Origin of the sequence: Pseudomonas sp. FDAARGOS_380 (genome assembly GCF_002591235.1) — a bacterium.
GTDB lineage: Bacteria > Pseudomonadota > Gammaproteobacteria > Pseudomonadales > Pseudomonadaceae > Aquipseudomonas > Aquipseudomonas salmasensis.
The window spans coordinates 114,527-128,653 of record NZ_CP023969.1 but is presented as its reverse complement, the minus strand read 5'-3'; the positions used below and the strand labels follow the sequence as shown (position 1 = coordinate 128,653).

Annotated in this window: 18 protein-coding genes and 2 pseudogenes; 8 read left to right on the top strand and 12 right to left on the bottom strand. The window is 51.7% G+C overall.

All coding sequences use genetic code 11. The features are described 5' to 3' along the window. Positions 1-19 precede the first annotated feature (19 nt). Complete coding sequence (locus tag CRN80_RS31390) at positions 20-130, top strand: diguanylate cyclase (protein WP_098949317.1); 111 nt, start codon at positions 20-22, stop codon at positions 128-130. 212 nt (positions 131-342) lie between these two features. Beyond that, positions 343-708, top strand: a complete 366-nt coding sequence (locus CRN80_RS00615) for a histone-like nucleoid-structuring protein, MvaT/MvaU family (RefSeq protein ID WP_098949316.1) — start codon at positions 343-345, stop codon at positions 706-708. A gap of 97 nt (positions 709-805) precedes the next feature. Here CRN80_RS00615 and CRN80_RS00610 read toward each other — a convergent pair. Then, positions 806-882 (bottom strand): annotated as a pseudogene (locus tag CRN80_RS00610) (DUF2256 domain-containing protein); the annotation flags it as partial. A 301-nt stretch (positions 883-1,183) separates the two neighbouring features. Here CRN80_RS00610 and CRN80_RS00605 point away from each other — a divergent pair. Beyond that, a complete protein-coding gene (locus CRN80_RS00605; protein ID WP_098949315.1) occupies positions 1,184-2,824 on the top strand; it encodes a methyl-accepting chemotaxis protein in 1,641 nt (546 codons plus the stop codon). Positions 2,825-2,920: 96 nt separating this feature from the next. Here CRN80_RS00605 and CRN80_RS00600 read toward each other — a convergent pair whose 3' ends face one another. The 3 genes and pseudogenes from CRN80_RS00600 to CRN80_RS00590 all read right to left on the bottom strand — a co-directional run bounded on the left by CRN80_RS00600 (position 2,921) and on the right by CRN80_RS00590 (position 4,202). Then, positions 2,921-3,337 (bottom strand): SH3 domain-containing protein, encoded by a 417-nt coding sequence (locus CRN80_RS00600; protein WP_256588896.1) that lies wholly within the window; start codon positions 3,335-3,337, stop codon positions 2,921-2,923. Positions 3,338-3,519: 182 nt separating this feature from the next. Next, positions 3,520-3,996 (bottom strand): annotated as a pseudogene (locus CRN80_RS31385) (hypothetical protein). Continuing rightward, entirely contained in the window at positions 3,993-4,202 is a 210-nt protein-coding gene (locus CRN80_RS00590) for a hypothetical protein (protein ID WP_098949313.1), read from the bottom strand. The pseudogene CRN80_RS31385 and the gene CRN80_RS00590 overlap by 4 nt, the downstream one beginning before the upstream one ends. A gap of 187 nt (positions 4,203-4,389) precedes the next feature. Here CRN80_RS00590 and CRN80_RS00585 point away from each other — a divergent pair, with 187 nt between their 5' ends. From CRN80_RS00585 to CRN80_RS00575, 3 genes are all read left to right on the top strand, one after another. Then, entirely contained in the window at positions 4,390-4,638 is a 249-nt protein-coding gene (locus CRN80_RS00585) for a CsbD family protein (RefSeq protein WP_098949312.1), read from the top strand. A 428-nt stretch (positions 4,639-5,066) separates the two neighbouring features. After that, a complete protein-coding gene (gene hchA / locus CRN80_RS00580) occupies positions 5,067-5,945 on the top strand; it encodes a glyoxalase III HchA (protein WP_098949311.1) in 879 nt (292 codons plus the stop codon). After that, positions 5,942-6,661, top strand: coding sequence for a PA1136 family autoinducer-binding transcriptional regulator (locus tag CRN80_RS00575; RefSeq protein WP_098949310.1), 720 nt, complete (start codon positions 5,942-5,944; stop codon positions 6,659-6,661). Before hchA ends, CRN80_RS00575 begins: the two co-directional genes overlap by 4 nt. 205 nt (positions 6,662-6,866) lie before the next feature. Here CRN80_RS00575 and CRN80_RS32000 read toward each other — a convergent pair whose 3' ends face one another. Further along, positions 6,867-7,385 carry a hypothetical protein gene (locus tag CRN80_RS32000; RefSeq protein WP_349016222.1) on the bottom strand — a complete coding sequence of 173 codons (519 nt, stop codon included), beginning with the start codon at positions 7,383-7,385 and terminating at the stop codon, positions 6,867-6,869. Positions 7,386-7,457: 72 nt separating this feature from the next. On the opposite strand from CRN80_RS32000, the gene CRN80_RS00565 reads away from it, so the two are divergent. Beyond that, the gene (locus CRN80_RS00565; RefSeq protein WP_349016224.1) at positions 7,458-7,862 is read left to right on the top strand and encodes an IS3 family transposase; all 405 of its coding nucleotides are present in this window, start codon (positions 7,458-7,460) and stop codon (positions 7,860-7,862) included. 217 nt (positions 7,863-8,079) lie between these two features. On the opposite strand, the gene CRN80_RS00560 is transcribed toward CRN80_RS00565, so the two are convergent. Beyond that, positions 8,080-8,925 (bottom strand): AbiJ-NTD4 domain-containing protein, encoded by an 846-nt coding sequence (locus CRN80_RS00560; RefSeq protein WP_098949309.1) that lies wholly within the window; start codon positions 8,923-8,925, stop codon positions 8,080-8,082. Positions 8,926-9,111: 186 nt separating this feature from the next. On the opposite strand from CRN80_RS00560, the gene CRN80_RS00555 reads away from it, so the two are divergent. Next, positions 9,112-9,489: a histone-like nucleoid-structuring protein, MvaT/MvaU family gene (locus CRN80_RS00555; RefSeq protein WP_098949308.1), complete on the top strand. Its 378-nt coding sequence runs from the start codon at positions 9,112-9,114 to the stop codon at positions 9,487-9,489. Between the two features lie 163 nt (positions 9,490-9,652). Here the strand turns inward: CRN80_RS00555 and CRN80_RS00550 are convergent, their stop codons facing one another. The 6 genes from CRN80_RS00550 to CRN80_RS00535 all read right to left on the bottom strand — a co-directional run bounded on the left by CRN80_RS00550 (position 9,653) and on the right by CRN80_RS00535 (position 14,106). Then, the gene (locus tag CRN80_RS00550) at positions 9,653-11,380 is read right to left on the bottom strand and encodes a hypothetical protein (RefSeq protein WP_098949307.1); all 1,728 of its coding nucleotides are present in this window, start codon (positions 11,378-11,380) and stop codon (positions 9,653-9,655) included. A gap of 6 nt (positions 11,381-11,386) precedes the next feature. Then, positions 11,387-11,920, bottom strand: a complete 534-nt coding sequence (locus tag CRN80_RS00545) for a hypothetical protein (RefSeq protein WP_098949306.1) — start codon at positions 11,918-11,920, stop codon at positions 11,387-11,389. Next, positions 11,913-12,449, bottom strand: coding sequence for a hypothetical protein (locus CRN80_RS30300; RefSeq protein WP_138183478.1), 537 nt, complete (start codon positions 12,447-12,449; stop codon positions 11,913-11,915). The genes CRN80_RS00545 and CRN80_RS30300 overlap by 8 nt, the downstream gene beginning before the upstream one ends. Positions 12,450-12,580: 131 nt before the next feature. After that, positions 12,581-12,787, bottom strand: coding sequence for a nucleotidyltransferase family protein (locus tag CRN80_RS30295; RefSeq protein ID WP_138183477.1), 207 nt, complete (start codon positions 12,785-12,787; stop codon positions 12,581-12,583). 54 nt (positions 12,788-12,841) lie between these two features. After that, on the bottom strand, positions 12,842-13,462 hold the full coding sequence (locus tag CRN80_RS00540; protein ID WP_098949305.1) for a histidine phosphatase family protein: 621 nt from the start codon (positions 13,460-13,462) through the stop codon (positions 12,842-12,844). Positions 13,463-13,620: 158 nt separating this feature from the next. Beyond that, positions 13,621-14,106 (bottom strand): hypothetical protein, encoded by a 486-nt coding sequence (locus tag CRN80_RS00535; RefSeq protein ID WP_098949304.1) that lies wholly within the window; start codon positions 14,104-14,106, stop codon positions 13,621-13,623. Positions 14,107-14,127 lie beyond the last annotated feature (21 nt).

Sequence of the window (14,127 nt, the reverse complement as noted above, 5' to 3'; positions counted from 1 at the left end):
TACATTCTGCCACTTCGCTATGGACGATATCGATCACTTCAAACAGATCAACGACAGGTATGGCCATCTGGCGGGAGATGCCACAAAAAATCAGTGTGCGCGACAACTGGCCCCACAAAACAACCTGTGATGCCTTTTCCCCCTGCGCGATCAATTGCGCTGTGTTCACCTTTGATCTCCTCACACTCTCAGCACTCTATTGTTAAGTATCAACCGCACGCATGCTCATTGGTTCATTCTTGAGGTGGATACACGAGCAGCTTTCTAAATATTGATACTTCTGCTTCATTCGAGTGTCTATTCTGTAGTAACGTGACTATACTAAACCCTCAGGAAATTCCCATGTCCAAACTAGCAGAATTCCGCCAGCTTGAGAAACACCTCGCCGAGCAACTTCAAGCTCTCGAAGCTCTTAAGGGCGACGCCGGTCTCAAAAAAGAAATTGAATTTGAAACGAAGCTTCACGATTTGCTCGCAAAATATGGCTACAGCCTGAAAGATGTGATCAACCTGCTTGATCCACAGGCTAGTCATCGCGCTCCAGTTACTGCGCCAAAAACCGGCACACGTAAAGCCCGCAAAGTGAAGGTTTATAAGAACCCACACACCGGTGAAACCATTGAGACGAAAGGCGGTAACCACAGAGGCTTGAAACAGTGGAAAAGTGATCACGGCGCTGCGACAGTAGAGTCTTGGCTCGTCAAGTAATCTCTGGTGAGTACAAAGGGCCTATTGATGGCCCTTTTTTTGGCTCAACTTATGTTGCGCCGGCAGCGCTCCGGCAATAACGAACCTCCTTCCATCAGCGCGCCCATTTCTTCCTCCACGTAAAGGGAAGGCCGCAGGTAAAGCAGGTTTTACTGGAAGCTCACTCTTTTTCAAAGTTGCTCGCCTTCAACTGGCTTACTGGTACCCCCATGGCGATGCCCGTTGGCTTTGCGACCTCCCTCGTTGCATCCGACTGCCGTAGCCGCGCAGAAACGCCCCAGGCAACTCGCGAGGCCCACTGCAGAGCATACGCAACATTTTGATAGCAATACGCTATCATATCGGTGCGTATTACTTACTAGATGACCTTACTCAGTCTACGTATCGTCAAGGCATCAAGCGTGATGGGCTGGTAGCACCGTTCGCGTCTTCCAAATCAACAGAGGCCTGTACAGGTCATGTTTCCGAGATATATATGAAGAAAACGCTTTCGTTGGCCACACGCATAGGGCTTAGTTTCGCGGCCATCCTGGCGCTGCTCATATTGATAACCGCCATTGGCATTCACCGCGTTGCGTTCATTGACTCCACCTTGGGCGACGTAAGCGAAAATGCCTCAAAAGTGCAGCGCTATGCAATTAATTTCCGAGGCAGTGTCCATAACCGCGCCATCGCTATTCGGGATGCGGTGCTGGTGAAGACTGATACAGATTTGGCAAAACACCTATCGGAGGTCACAGCCTTGGAAAAGGCCTACTCCGATTCGGCGGCTCCAATGGATCAGTTGTTCAAGGACGCAAGCGTAACAGTCGAGGAGGTTCGATTACTGAACGCTATCAAGGACATCGAACAACAAACCCTTAACTCCACCAGGGTGGTAATCTCCCTGCGCCAAGCGGGTGACATCCCAGGAGCTCAGGCGCTGCTGATGCGTCAAACGTCTTTGGATTACAGTGAGTGGCTGAAACGCGTCAATGCACTGATCGACTACGAGGAAGTATCAATCAAGGCAAAGCTGGGAGCAGTGCAGGCAACCGCAAGCCAGTTCAGTACGCTGATGCTTATCGCGACAGGTATTGCTTTGCTGCTGAGCATCACGTTGTCGGCTGTAATTATTCGCTTCGTTAAATCCACGCTGGGTGCCGAGCCCACAGATGTTGCATTGGCCATCGAGCGACTGGCAGCTGGTGATCTGAATCAGACGATTTCCACAGATTATCCCGGCAGTGTGATGGGCGTCCTGAAAGACGCGCTAGGACATCTCGGAGAGACTATTCAGCAAGTACGTAAGGCGGCCCAAGAGGTCAATCACTCGTCCACCCAGTTGTCTGCCGCATCATCGGCTAACAATGAGCAGACCAGCTTACAAACCCGCGAAGCGGAGCAGGTAGCCGCAGCCATGATGCAAATGGCCGCGACGGTTAATGAGGTATCTGGATATGCCGCGCAGGCCGCTGATGCCTCCCGGTTGGCTGATACTGAAGTGGGAAGTGGGAACAAATTGGTTGCAAGCACCACGCTTGCCATTGAACAGTTGGCAGTAACTCTCGAGCAAACCACTGCTACCGTGAACCAGGTGTCCAAACACAGTGAAAATATCGCGTCAGTGATCGACGTAATCAACTCTATCGCCTCACAAACCAATTTGCTTGCCTTGAACGCTGCCATTGAGGCAGCGAGAGCTGGAGAGCACGGGCGTGGGTTTGCGGTGGTAGCTGACGAAGTGCGTTCTTTGGCCAATCGTACACAGCAGTCGACCGAGGAAATTCGGGAGATGATCAGTACGCTTCAATGGGGTACCGAAACGGCATCCCAAACTATGCGCGATAGTTGCGAGCTAGCGAGCCAAACGGTCACACAAACCCGCAGCGCGCAGAATGCATTGGCAAGGATCAGCGAGCAGGTTGCCGCAATCAGTCATATGAACGCCCAGATCGCGAGCGCCTCCGTGCAGCAGAGTAGCGTGACCGATGAGGTTGCTGAAAATATTAACCGCATTCATGGCTCGACTGTTGAGTCTGCCAACGGCGCGCGCCAAGTGGCGGCAGCTAGCATCGAGCTATCAGGTTTGGCGGATCGTCTTACCGCTAAAGTGGCGTTCTTCTCTGCGGCTTAGTGGATTCAGGACAGCTTTTCACAGCCGCACTGACGTTTATGTTCGACTGCTGGGCTACTCATCAGGATGTTTCGACAAGAAGTAATAAATATCCCATCAAACCCCATAGCGCTTGTTTCCCCCTGAGGTAATGCAGTATCTACCGCCCCTAGGCCCTATACAAACGGTGCCGGACGAACAAGGGCAGGAGGATCCATGACTCGGCGCTTGCCGAGGAACAGGCAGAGGAGCAGGTCTCGCCTGACGGACTGGTTCCGGTTTGGTAGCGGCGTAGCAGTTCGCCCCGTCGCACAGGCTTTTGGACGATATCCATTTAGCTGGCTGGCCATCCAAGCTGACGCGAACCCAGCCATTCTTCTTTTCGTATACCTGTACCTTCTCCCCGCGTTTCAGGGTGGAGATGACCTTGCCACCAGGCTGATTACGCAAATTCAATTTATCAGCGTTTACGAACTGATCGACTGCTGGAGGTCGTGCTGGCCGGTTTGCTGGTAATGGGGCAGAGACTGGCATGCTCGGCGTGGCCTGTTGGTTAAGCGGGGCGAGAACTGGAGGCGAGTCTTTTTTTCCCATTGCCCAAAGGACAGCGCAGAGAATCAGAAGCGGGATAAACAAAGACTGAGCTTTTTTGCGCATATCCTTTGCCCTCGTTCAGCTCGCTCCAGGCGGCTGCTTTCCAAAGTGCGGTAGTGACGTTACTTCGAGCTTAGCCAAACCTCCACTTTGTGCAGCCTGCAAACTTTGAAGAGCTTCGGCTTTGCCGCTTCTAGGATCTTGAGTAGTCGTTGTTTCTCTGACGGGGAAGGAAATCAGTCATCAATCTCGACATTGCAGTGAGCAGAGTCGCTAAGTGCCCATTTCACGATCATGTCCGCAGCAGCCCTGTAGTGATCAGCCATGTACTGCCGCCGTCCCTCAACAGCACAGCCACGGTCAGCTAGCTGATCGGTGACGTCGGCGATCCCCAGGTCTCCAAAGTATCCGGTGGTGTTAGGATAATGAATGCCTGCCAGTGACACCTTGGCCACACCTTATTCTCGCTCAAAATACGACAGAAAATGCCATCCACCCGTGGTGCTCCATGCGTGCGGAAAATTGATCGCAGCTTTTCCAGTGATGTAGTGCTCGTGTGAGACACGTTTGAGATCAAAATCAAATAGTGGCTGCCTCATGGGAGCTTGCTGAGACGCGCCAAGCCCTGTTTTAGGTGGCCCGCGTTCTCGCCGATTGCCTCCAGGGCGCCCCGGACGTTATCTCCTACGTCCGCATGACCGTGCGCTTCTACGTTGAGGGTCAACTCCATTATTGCTGCCTCCAAGACGAACTGGTTTTGATACATCCTTTCCAGCACATCCGGCAGCGAGTATTCCTTTGGCATTGACGTGTTCTCCTTAGGGGACGCTCAGCATAGCGCAGCACAAGAAATGGTAGGTGTCTTGCGGATGAATCCAGAGGTTCATCAACTTTGAACTAATCATTGAGCGCATCTCCCTAACTCTGTGCAGGTTGCCTCAAGCCCAGGCTTCTCCTGGGCTACCCAATTACAGACGAAGGTTTTGTTAATCATGAAGAGCGAACAGGTCGAAGGTGTTGTAGAGAAGGTTGCAGGCAAAGCTCAGAGCGCCGTAGGCAAAATGCTGGGTGATTCAAAGATTGAAGCTGAAGGTGCTGGACGCCAAGCTGCAGGTCAGCTGACACAAACCTACGGCGATGCACTGGACAGCGTGTCTACGTTCGTCAAAGAGAAGCCAGTTGCTGCACTGGCAATCGGTGCTGTTGCTCTACTCGTGCTCAAGAGGTTGCTGAGTCGCTGAACATCAGTAACTTGAGTTAAGTTTCCCTCGTACTCTCTGGCGTTCCGTAGCTAGAAGTACGAGGGCGTTAAGTCTACGGCCTTTCGAGCTGTCATCAGCTCCCTTTATGAACTCATCGCTAGCAGCCATTACCATCAAAAACCGGTCACCTGCGTAGTTCTTTTGTCGCTTAGTGAAAGCCCTGAATACACTCAATCTTTCACTTAGATCGAACTGAGGGGTCAGAGGTTGCGAGCCCGATTCGCCAAAGTGATTACGTTCGCCAATCGCAATGGCCTAACCTCAGCCTAAATAGCCTATTCATTAGATTTGATCCTCGACGAGAACGTCGGATGACGGATCGGGTTTTTAGGGGAATTCCCTCATTGCAAGCTCTACGTCGCGCTACTAGGATTGCATTCAATATTTGGCCCAATCGAGGACAGACCATGGCTACATCGCAGAGTGACGACAAACGCCCAGCGCCAGATCATGCAGAGGACAACGCCTTTTTCCCATCGCCATATTCGCTAAGCCAGTTCACTTCCCCGAAATCTGATCTCAGTGGTGCTGACTATCCCAACGCTTACAAAGGTGGGCGATGGAAGATCCTACTGATTGGCGCGGATGAGCGATATTTGCTGACAGACAACGGCACGATGTTTTCCACGGGCAACCATCCTGTTGAAACCTTGCTGCCTATGTATCACCTCGATAAAGCAGGCTTTGCTTTCGATGTCGCGACGCTGTCTGGCAACCCGGTGAAATTTGAGTTTTGGGCCATGCCTTCAGAAGATACTGAGGTGAAGGATTTCTACGCTAAATACCGCGAGCAGTTCAAAAGCCCTCTGAAGCTGGCTGACGTGATAGAAACAGCGTTGGGTGATGACTCGGACTACATAGGCGTCTTTATACCTGGTGGTCACGGGGCTCTGATTGGGTTGCCGGAAAGCACTGAAGTGAAACGTGTCCTGCAATGGGCCGTCGCTAACGACAAGTTCGTGATTTCCCTATGTCACGGCCCAGCAGCGCTGCTAGCGGCGGGCCTTGGGGAGTCTAAGTCCTCCTATATTTTCAACGGCTACAAGATGTGCGCTTTTCCCGACTCTCTTGACGCGAAGACACCTGAAATCGGCTACATGCCTGGCCATTTGACCTGGAAGTTTGGCGAGCAGTTAAAGGCGCTGGGGGTCGAGATTATCAATGAGGGGATTTCCGGGGCTACTTTCAAAGACCGAAAATTGCTAACCGGTGACAGCCCTCTGGCGGGGAATAACTTGGGTAAATTAGCGGCGGGCGCTCTTCTGAAGGAGGTTGAGCCGACTTGAATAACGCGCCTGTAGAGGCAACGTTGCTCGCCGCTCTCGAAATTGAAGCGGCGCGCGATCTCGGCACAATCCAAGATGTCGTCCGTCGGATTGCTAGGCCCTATGGGTATGATCGTTTTGTACTCTTTTCGGCTTCTTCCGCAAGCGAAGAGGTTGTCGAACGCCTTTATTGGGTCGAGGGGGATTGGTTTGGCGAAGGCCAAGGGGTTGATGCTGAGACGTACGTAAGACGCTGCCCGGTTACTCGTCATATTCTGAGTGCTCGTGAAGCCTTTTTCTGGAAGAAACAGCACCTGCATGGCGAAGACTGCTATCAGGTCATACGCTCACCTAGCGGGCCGGGTCTACAGGGATTGCAGGTTCCCGTATTCGGGCCGTTGGGGCTTGAAGGTGCCATGAGCTTTGGCGGTGAAGGGATAAATGGATCGGCGCGAGTACGGCTTGGATTAAGTATCGTCGCTACGGCGGCTTTTTTCTCCGCTCGACGTTTACTCGAGGCACCAGTGGGTGAGGTGGTTAACAGCCTTTCACGGCGAGAGCGTGAGGTTCTGGCTTGGATATCGGCAGGACGCCGGCAAGCGGATATAGCTGCAACTCTTGGCTTGTCTGAGCGTACTGTTGAGAATCACCTGCGCTTGGCCCGCCGACGTCTTGGAGTCGCAACAACTGCACAAGCGGTCAGGTTAGCGATTCGAACAGGTCAAATCGAAGGTTAAGACCGGAACCGTAGGCGGCGAATATCCTGTGTTGTCTCAATCACGATAAATGTTGACCCGGCAATCCTGGTGGAAAAGTGAAGTGCGATCATTGGCAAGCGGAGCGCGCAGGCGGGAGGATGAAAGCCCGCAGGGCCAAGACTCGGCAACTCGAGGCTTGGTTAACGACAGCCGCCCTCGTAGAGGCCCGCTCGACCTTGGCTCCCTAGAGCGCCTTTAGGAGACGTTCAAGCGTCTGATGCTCCCATGTGCTGAGTAACGCAATGGGATCTGTTCCAAATCGATCCCCTGCGCCAAACGACCATCGGAGTCCTTCTGGACTCACGCATTCTTCGCAGTGGTCGAGCGTGTCATTGTCGTTGTAGATCGATATATGCCAACCCTCGACGCTCACCACGAAATGGCCCGCATAAATCTCACCCCAAGACGCCTGACTCACCTTGGTCATCGTCCGTCGCTCGAAGGTGACCTCTCGCAATACCTGGCATACCTCTCTCGCCGAGAGTTCACCCGCATTGCGTTCGCTAACGCTACCTACCTGGGATGAACGCGCTACCGCTCTGGCCTCTTTCAGCCTTTGCTCAGCATACATAGCTGAGTCATCATCTAGCAGCAGCGGATATCCTGCAGCCGAGAGAGCTTCGGCGAGCTCTTCAATGAGTAGACGCTCGGGATCACGGGCCGCTTGGTAGGCCCTGCCTGGTACGCGTCGAGTTGTGTCCATTCGCGGCTCTCCAGAAGGCCTATGACTAAGAGCGACTAAATTACTTTTAGAACGATAACAGAACGCTTTGAATTGCGATTCTACGCTGCGAATCATGAGGACGGTATGCGTTACGATCTATGCTTCACAGAGGTGCAAACACCAAGCAAACCGAAGCAAGAGGTGATGGTTCATTCCGACCAAGGCAGCCAGTACAGCAGCTACGATTGGCGCAGCTTTTTGAAGGCAAACAATTTGGTTGCCAGCATGAGTCGCCCAGGCAACTGTCATGACAACGCCGTGGCCGAGAGCTTTTTCCAGCTTCTGAAACGGGAACGGATCAAGCGGAGAATTTACACCACAAGGGAAGATGCTCGGAGTGATGTGTTCGATTACATCGAGATGTTCTACAACGCAAAGCGCCGACATGGTTTCAACAATCAGCTGTCACCGGTAGAGTATGAAAAGCGTTACGCAATTAGCTTGCAAGGTGCCTAGAAAACCTGGGGCTATTCAGGTGAGGCTTGGATGAGTCACTGCCCGCAACTGCCAGTGTCAGCAAAAAACAACTGGCTGGAACCTCAGGCATTCTCCTAAGCAATCCTCGTATCACTATAGGCGTTGAATGGATGCTTAGTTAATCAGTCTTGGTGGGGGGGCGTGCATTACCTGCGTGTATCCAGGCAGACAGACCTCTCTGGAAATGCGTAAGCATCTAAAATGCATCCAACTTTGTGTCTCCTTGGTTCGACTCACCCAACTGGGCATTCTTAATCAAATAGGTGCCTAGAGACGCACAAAGCCCAACGATGAGCTCTGCTTCATTGAACGAAGGTTCTCGTCCTTCTCGTATGTGACGACCATTTTCAGATGCATACCCCCAAGCCTTGACCACTGCTTGATCGAGCGGCGCTGGAATGATGGTGCCGTTCCTTTTCATGATGTCGCCAAGGTTAGCCTTTACGTCCCCAGTCACTTGACGGGCGACGCACTCTAGCGATGCCATGGCGTGCTGAATGGCGCCTGTTGGATCTGGATTCGGACGGCGTGAAAGGTCACCTATAGCTTCGTGTAACTCTTTGCTGGCGGTGACATGGCCATAGTCATGCTCAGTTTTTCGCGCATGGCGCACAATGACTTCAAATGACTCGGGCCCACGGATCTCAACACGGCCATCTGCTACCTGCCACCCGATGCCGTTCTCGACGAAATATTCATTCAGTTCCGTGTGGAAATGCTCGTAGACGTCAGAGCTGTAGTTACGCTCACCTAAATCATGCTGAATCCGCTCGATTACGTCGTAAACCTTGTACCACTTGCACTCCCTCAATAGCTCGTTGACCTCCCAGTCAACATTGGGGAAATCACTCCAATTGTTCTGGTCGGGCTGTTTTTTTAACGCCTTGCACAGGATGGCTCGCAAATCTTTCGGCTTCAATCCGCAGTCGTAGCAGAGCTGAACCAAGTAGCCTCGCAGCTCCTCAGGCGCGTCTTCCCTGACTGTAATCTCGGCTTCAGCAGCGTTGGCGAATCCATTGCGCTTAGAAAATGAGTCCTTCATAGACAACTACTCCATCGTACCTGTGTACTGGCAAGCTACGTTCAATCCCGTTCTCTGTCCATCAAGCTAGTCGCTTTGGCTGAAGCACAATCTAGAGTGCCTGGACGTAGGTGATGAGAGGTGACCAGAACAGGATCATCACCTACCATGTGACGTATTGCGCCATCAAAACCCATAGGAACTCGAATGTCCCGTCTCGCTGAATACCGAAAACTCGAACTAGAGCTCGCTGCCCAGCTCGCCGAGCTGGATGCCATGAAAAATGACTCTGGCTTGAAAGCAGAAATGGAGTTTGAGACCAAACTGCGTGGCTTGCTTGCTGAGTACGGCTACAGCTTGCGTGACGTGATCAGCCTGCTGGATCCTACAGCTGCGAAACGTGGGAAATCCGCCCCTTTGGCTGCGCCTTCAGAGAAAGGTACTCGCAAGGCTCGCGAGCTGAAAGTCTACAAGAACCCGCATTCGGGTGAAATTGTCGAGACCAAGGGTGGGAATCACAAGCTGCTGAAGGCTTGGAAAGCTGAGCATGGTTCGGATGTCGTGGAGTCGTGGCTCTCCAAGTGAGTCACAGTTAGCACGAGCAAAGGCCCTCCATGAGGGCCTTTTGTTTTTGCGAGAATCATTCTGCGCTAGGATGTATGGATGAGACGACGGCGGCATCAACTCGGATGGCAAATGTCGGGCTGGGCATTATGCCGGCTGCCCAGTTCAGAGATTTTGAGCAAGATCAATCTTGTGATGTCGTAGCCTCGTGCCATGCTCGGACTACCTCCACTGCAAAATCTCCAGCGTTGTAAGTCGCTGTTTTTTGAGCAACTTGTTTAGAGTCGCGGCCATCCATCGTACTTGATTGAGGTTCGCCTGTGTCCGCTACTCCCTTGATCCACAATGATTGACTACCTTCAGGCACACCTCTGTAAAAACCGAAGCTTTCCATATCGAACGCGATGACGTCTGAGAATGCCTTTGTAATAGCCTGGATCAAGGGAGCATCCGGATCCTCAATTTTCACACTCGCGCTAGCCACAGCTTTGTCGACAACTGTCTCGTAGTCTCGGTCGGTCGTGGCTACAATTCGAGCAATTCGTTGGAAGCCATTAGCGGCGATACCAAAATGAGGCCTGTGTTGAGTCTCACCATTTTTGAAGCGCTCGTGATCAAAGCCAACCACTTCAGAAGGAATTACAACGGTACCGATTTTCAAACTACGACCAGGCATACCCATGCACATGCCGACCATCAATATTAGATCAGGGTTAAGTGCGTGAGACAATGCAGCGACCCCTCCGGATGCTTCAACATTGCCCTGTTGAGCCAGCGTAGCAACGTACCACTCAGATCCGTTTTTGGGGTCGGTGAATTTGGACGCTGCGTAGCGCTTATCCTGACCAATAAATCTTGTTTTGGGCTCGCACTCAAACAAATCGGCGAACTTGACCGTCAGAGCTTTAAGCTCTACCTGCGCAGCAGCTATGCACAGTATCTTTAGAGGTTTAGTAGATGATTGGACTTCAAGGGGCGGGACTGCAGATATAGTCATAATGGGCTGATTTGGTAAGTAGATTGTGGCGTTGGCCGGAGTGATAACCGGAGGTGTGGTGATCGGTAATGCGGAATTTTGCCAGCCTACAGCGTCGATGATTGATCCGAGTGAAAACGGAGAACATGTTGAGAACTCTTTCAACTTATCCTTTTCCAGCAGCAGCCGTTGTAAACTAGGATATGACAGGTTCGTACCATAAGACGGAAGCTCGAACGTGCTTGAAAGATATCTCAGATCGGTTATAAAACCTGCACCTAGCCCCCGTGCGTAGCTGTCGAAGTACCCTTGATTTATGACATCGCGAATCCTAGCTCTTACCAGACTTGGCGCACCTGCCAAATCCAAGATTTCGTAAACGTGCTCTGGGATGAAGGCTAACCGCCCTAGCTCATTCGGTACTATGTCGAGACGCTTCTCTAGGCTAGAGGATAATTCAGGCGCGGCATCATGCAGGCGCCGGATCAAGCTTTGATCATCAACTGTGGATCGCCAATGGTCAATAATATCTTTAGTCGCGCTACGCTCACGGCGAATATACGTAGGGAGTTTTTCGAGTGCGTATTGCGCCTTGTACCAGATATGCTGGTCGCTACCTGGCCGATAAAAACCTTCATCTTGTCGCTCAAGCACATAATCTTCTAAGCTAGTTGAACTTCCTAGTAGGACTATCATCCCCAGGCCTATAAGTTCCTCGAACTCACTAAGGATGACACGGCAAAAACCAGACTCAAAATAAGAGGCTGCTGGAATGTACACTGTCTCAGAAGTGGCGACTGCCATTCTTGTGGCAATTCGCATCTCGCGCTGAAAGTGAGGATTTAACGACATCTTTCCTTTTTCTTCGAGAAAGTGCACATCAAAGAAATGAAGGAATAAGCTTTTTAGACGCACTGAGTTCATGAAGGCTGACATGTGGCATCACTCAAAAAGTTTCAGTTGTCTGCTAGGGCTCCGTGTCGCCTCCATGTAGTCTTCGATAAGAGTATCTAAACGACCTTTGAGTGGTATGGCCTGCCATGCGGAAAGTTCATCGAGATACGCGTGTGGTATGCTTTGTATCAAGTAGATCTTTTTGAACTGTGCAAATGCGACTGCAATTTCCGCGAAAGTGTTAGGGCCGACGTAGTTAAGTATTCCATGGCGATCAAGATTTACAGCGAGGACGCCCCATGTCTCTGGGTGGCGGACTTGCCTGATATGCTTGTGTGAAACTTCGCGCTTGAACTGCTCAAGATCTTGCAGCGAATACTGATTTAAAGCATCCTTTTCTGCTTCAGGAACAATTGTAGGAATACCTGCGTTATTAAGGACTTCGGCATAAGCGCAGAGTTCAGAGTAAACACTCATACTCCCGATCAGCACAATTTGGCGCTTCCTTATTTTAGTGCGTCTAATTTTAATGACGCGTACACCTTTTCTGCTTTTCGCCAAATTAATTGTGATTTCAGTCATCGACAAAATCTCCATTTATAAGGCGAGTCTCGAGAATTCCTTCCTCGTTGTTGACACCAGAGAAAAGCCATTCAGGGCTCCAATCGTCTTGCTCAAGCAATGCGCTGAGGCGAGCGACGTCCACGACGAAGGCATCTGGGATGTGCACAGGGAAATCTCCTGGACGTTCGCTGAAATAGATTGGCCGCTTCGATTGCAGGATGCGCCCTACCTCATAACACGTTGTTCTACCAATGTACCCGTAGGGAAGCACTGCATATACTAGGTCGGAGCGCAGTATGCGATGAAGCGCTAGAGACTGGATAGCTGCGTCTGAGCAAGCTTGAGGATCTGTATGAAATCGCACGAAATCAATGCCTTCTTCTACGATTTCAGCGCTTTCCGGAGAATTGACGTGGAGGCCAATATTTCGGAAGATTTCGCAAGTTCTTTGAATTTCGCGGTTATGCTGCTTGAAGCTGCCAATTACCGAAATCGTTCTCGTCATTCTAGCGATTCGCACAATCCGTGTGGGGCGCACATTATCCATCGTTTGGAGCGCTTGTGGAACAACTAGCCATCTCCCCAGCAAGCTCACTGTGCATTTGGCAGCAGACCTTGTTCGAGTTTTCCCCAATCAGGTTCTAGGTGTGAAGGCGCGTTCACATCATTCTTCTAGGGTCATGACGTCAACGTCCGTTGAGACAGGAGCGAATCACGCCCGTGCAAATAATCCCAAATCGAAATGCGCACGAACCCTGCTCCTATCCAACAGTCTGGCAACTCGAGAGAGCATACCGTTTCAAGCAGTCGCGACCGAACGGGGCCACTCGAAGTGACCGCTTTGACTTTCCATGCCGAGCTCACTTGTTTACGCGAGGAAGGCATTTATATAGCGCTGAGACCTTCTATGCCCGAGGCATCTACAACTAGCGTTAAGATTTAACTACTGACCACTTTCCAAGTTGCGTCGTCTGGATGCAGGGTTAGCAGGTAGCCACGACAATTGGGTACATGATTAGTGATTTCATAGTCCCGCCATTCCGCCATAGCTCGACCATCAATTTGCTGCGGCTTGCGCTCGATCAACCACGCCACTGCATTGATGAATTGCCCGTGTGAGAACACAGCCAAATCGTCGCCAGGATGCGCTGCAAGCTTATGCAGAAACGCCTGAGCTCTAGATACAAAGTCCAAGAACGACTCGGCGCCTTCACCGTCTCCGAATGCAGGGTCTGATTTAGACCAATATGCGTCTACCCACTCCCGCCGTTGAGCAACTGTCGTGTTCGCACATCGCGCAGGCTCAAGGTACGTGAATTCGTGAATGGGCCAGATTTCAAACGGGACGGAAGAGAACAAAGCCACGGTCGCCGTCGCTGTTGCGCGGGCTCTGGAGAACGGCGAGGCAATGATCAGATCTGGGGCTTGGCTGAATGACGAGGCCACTAGATGCGCTTGCTCGACACCCTTAGACGTGAGCGGGATGCTCGCGTGATCTAGGCTGGCTTCACCGGCGTTCGCGGCACTCTCTCCGTGTCGGATTAACCTGACATGCTTCATCGAATACTCCCACTGACTGGGACGCACAGCGTTCCATCCGTTACTGAAATTCAGGGCTGACGGTGAGCTATGGATTGGTGTTCCAACGATACCAGAACGCTCTGGCTATTAATGGAGCACGGGCACATCCGGAAGGACTGGCGCGCAAGGCCGCTATCCTAGCTGAAGGTTTGCGCACTTAGCCACGCTTCCACTTTTTGCCATCGGCCCACCTCGGAAAGCTTTGACCTTCCTGTATCTAGAATCTCACGCAGTCGCTGTTTTTCAGCTCTAGAGGAGAACCAATCATCAACCTCGACACTGCAGTGGATGGACTCACTCAATGCCCATCTAACGATCATGTCCGCAGCGGCTCGGTAGTGATCGGCCATGAACAGCTGCCGTCCTTCAACAGACCATCCTCGCTTTGCTAGCTCATCGGTCACGTCAATAATGCCCTGGTCGCCAAAGTAGCCAGTGGTTTCAGGATAATGGATACCTGCTAACGACACCTTGACCACGCCGGACTCCCGATCAAAATAGGAAAGGAAATGCCATCCACCGGTGGTGCTTCCAGGATGAGGGAAGTTGATGGCGGCTTTCCCTGTTATGTAGTTTTTTCGGGAGACGCGTTTGAGGTCAAAGTCGAAGAGTGGCTTGTTCATGGCAAGCTTGCCTCCACGGTT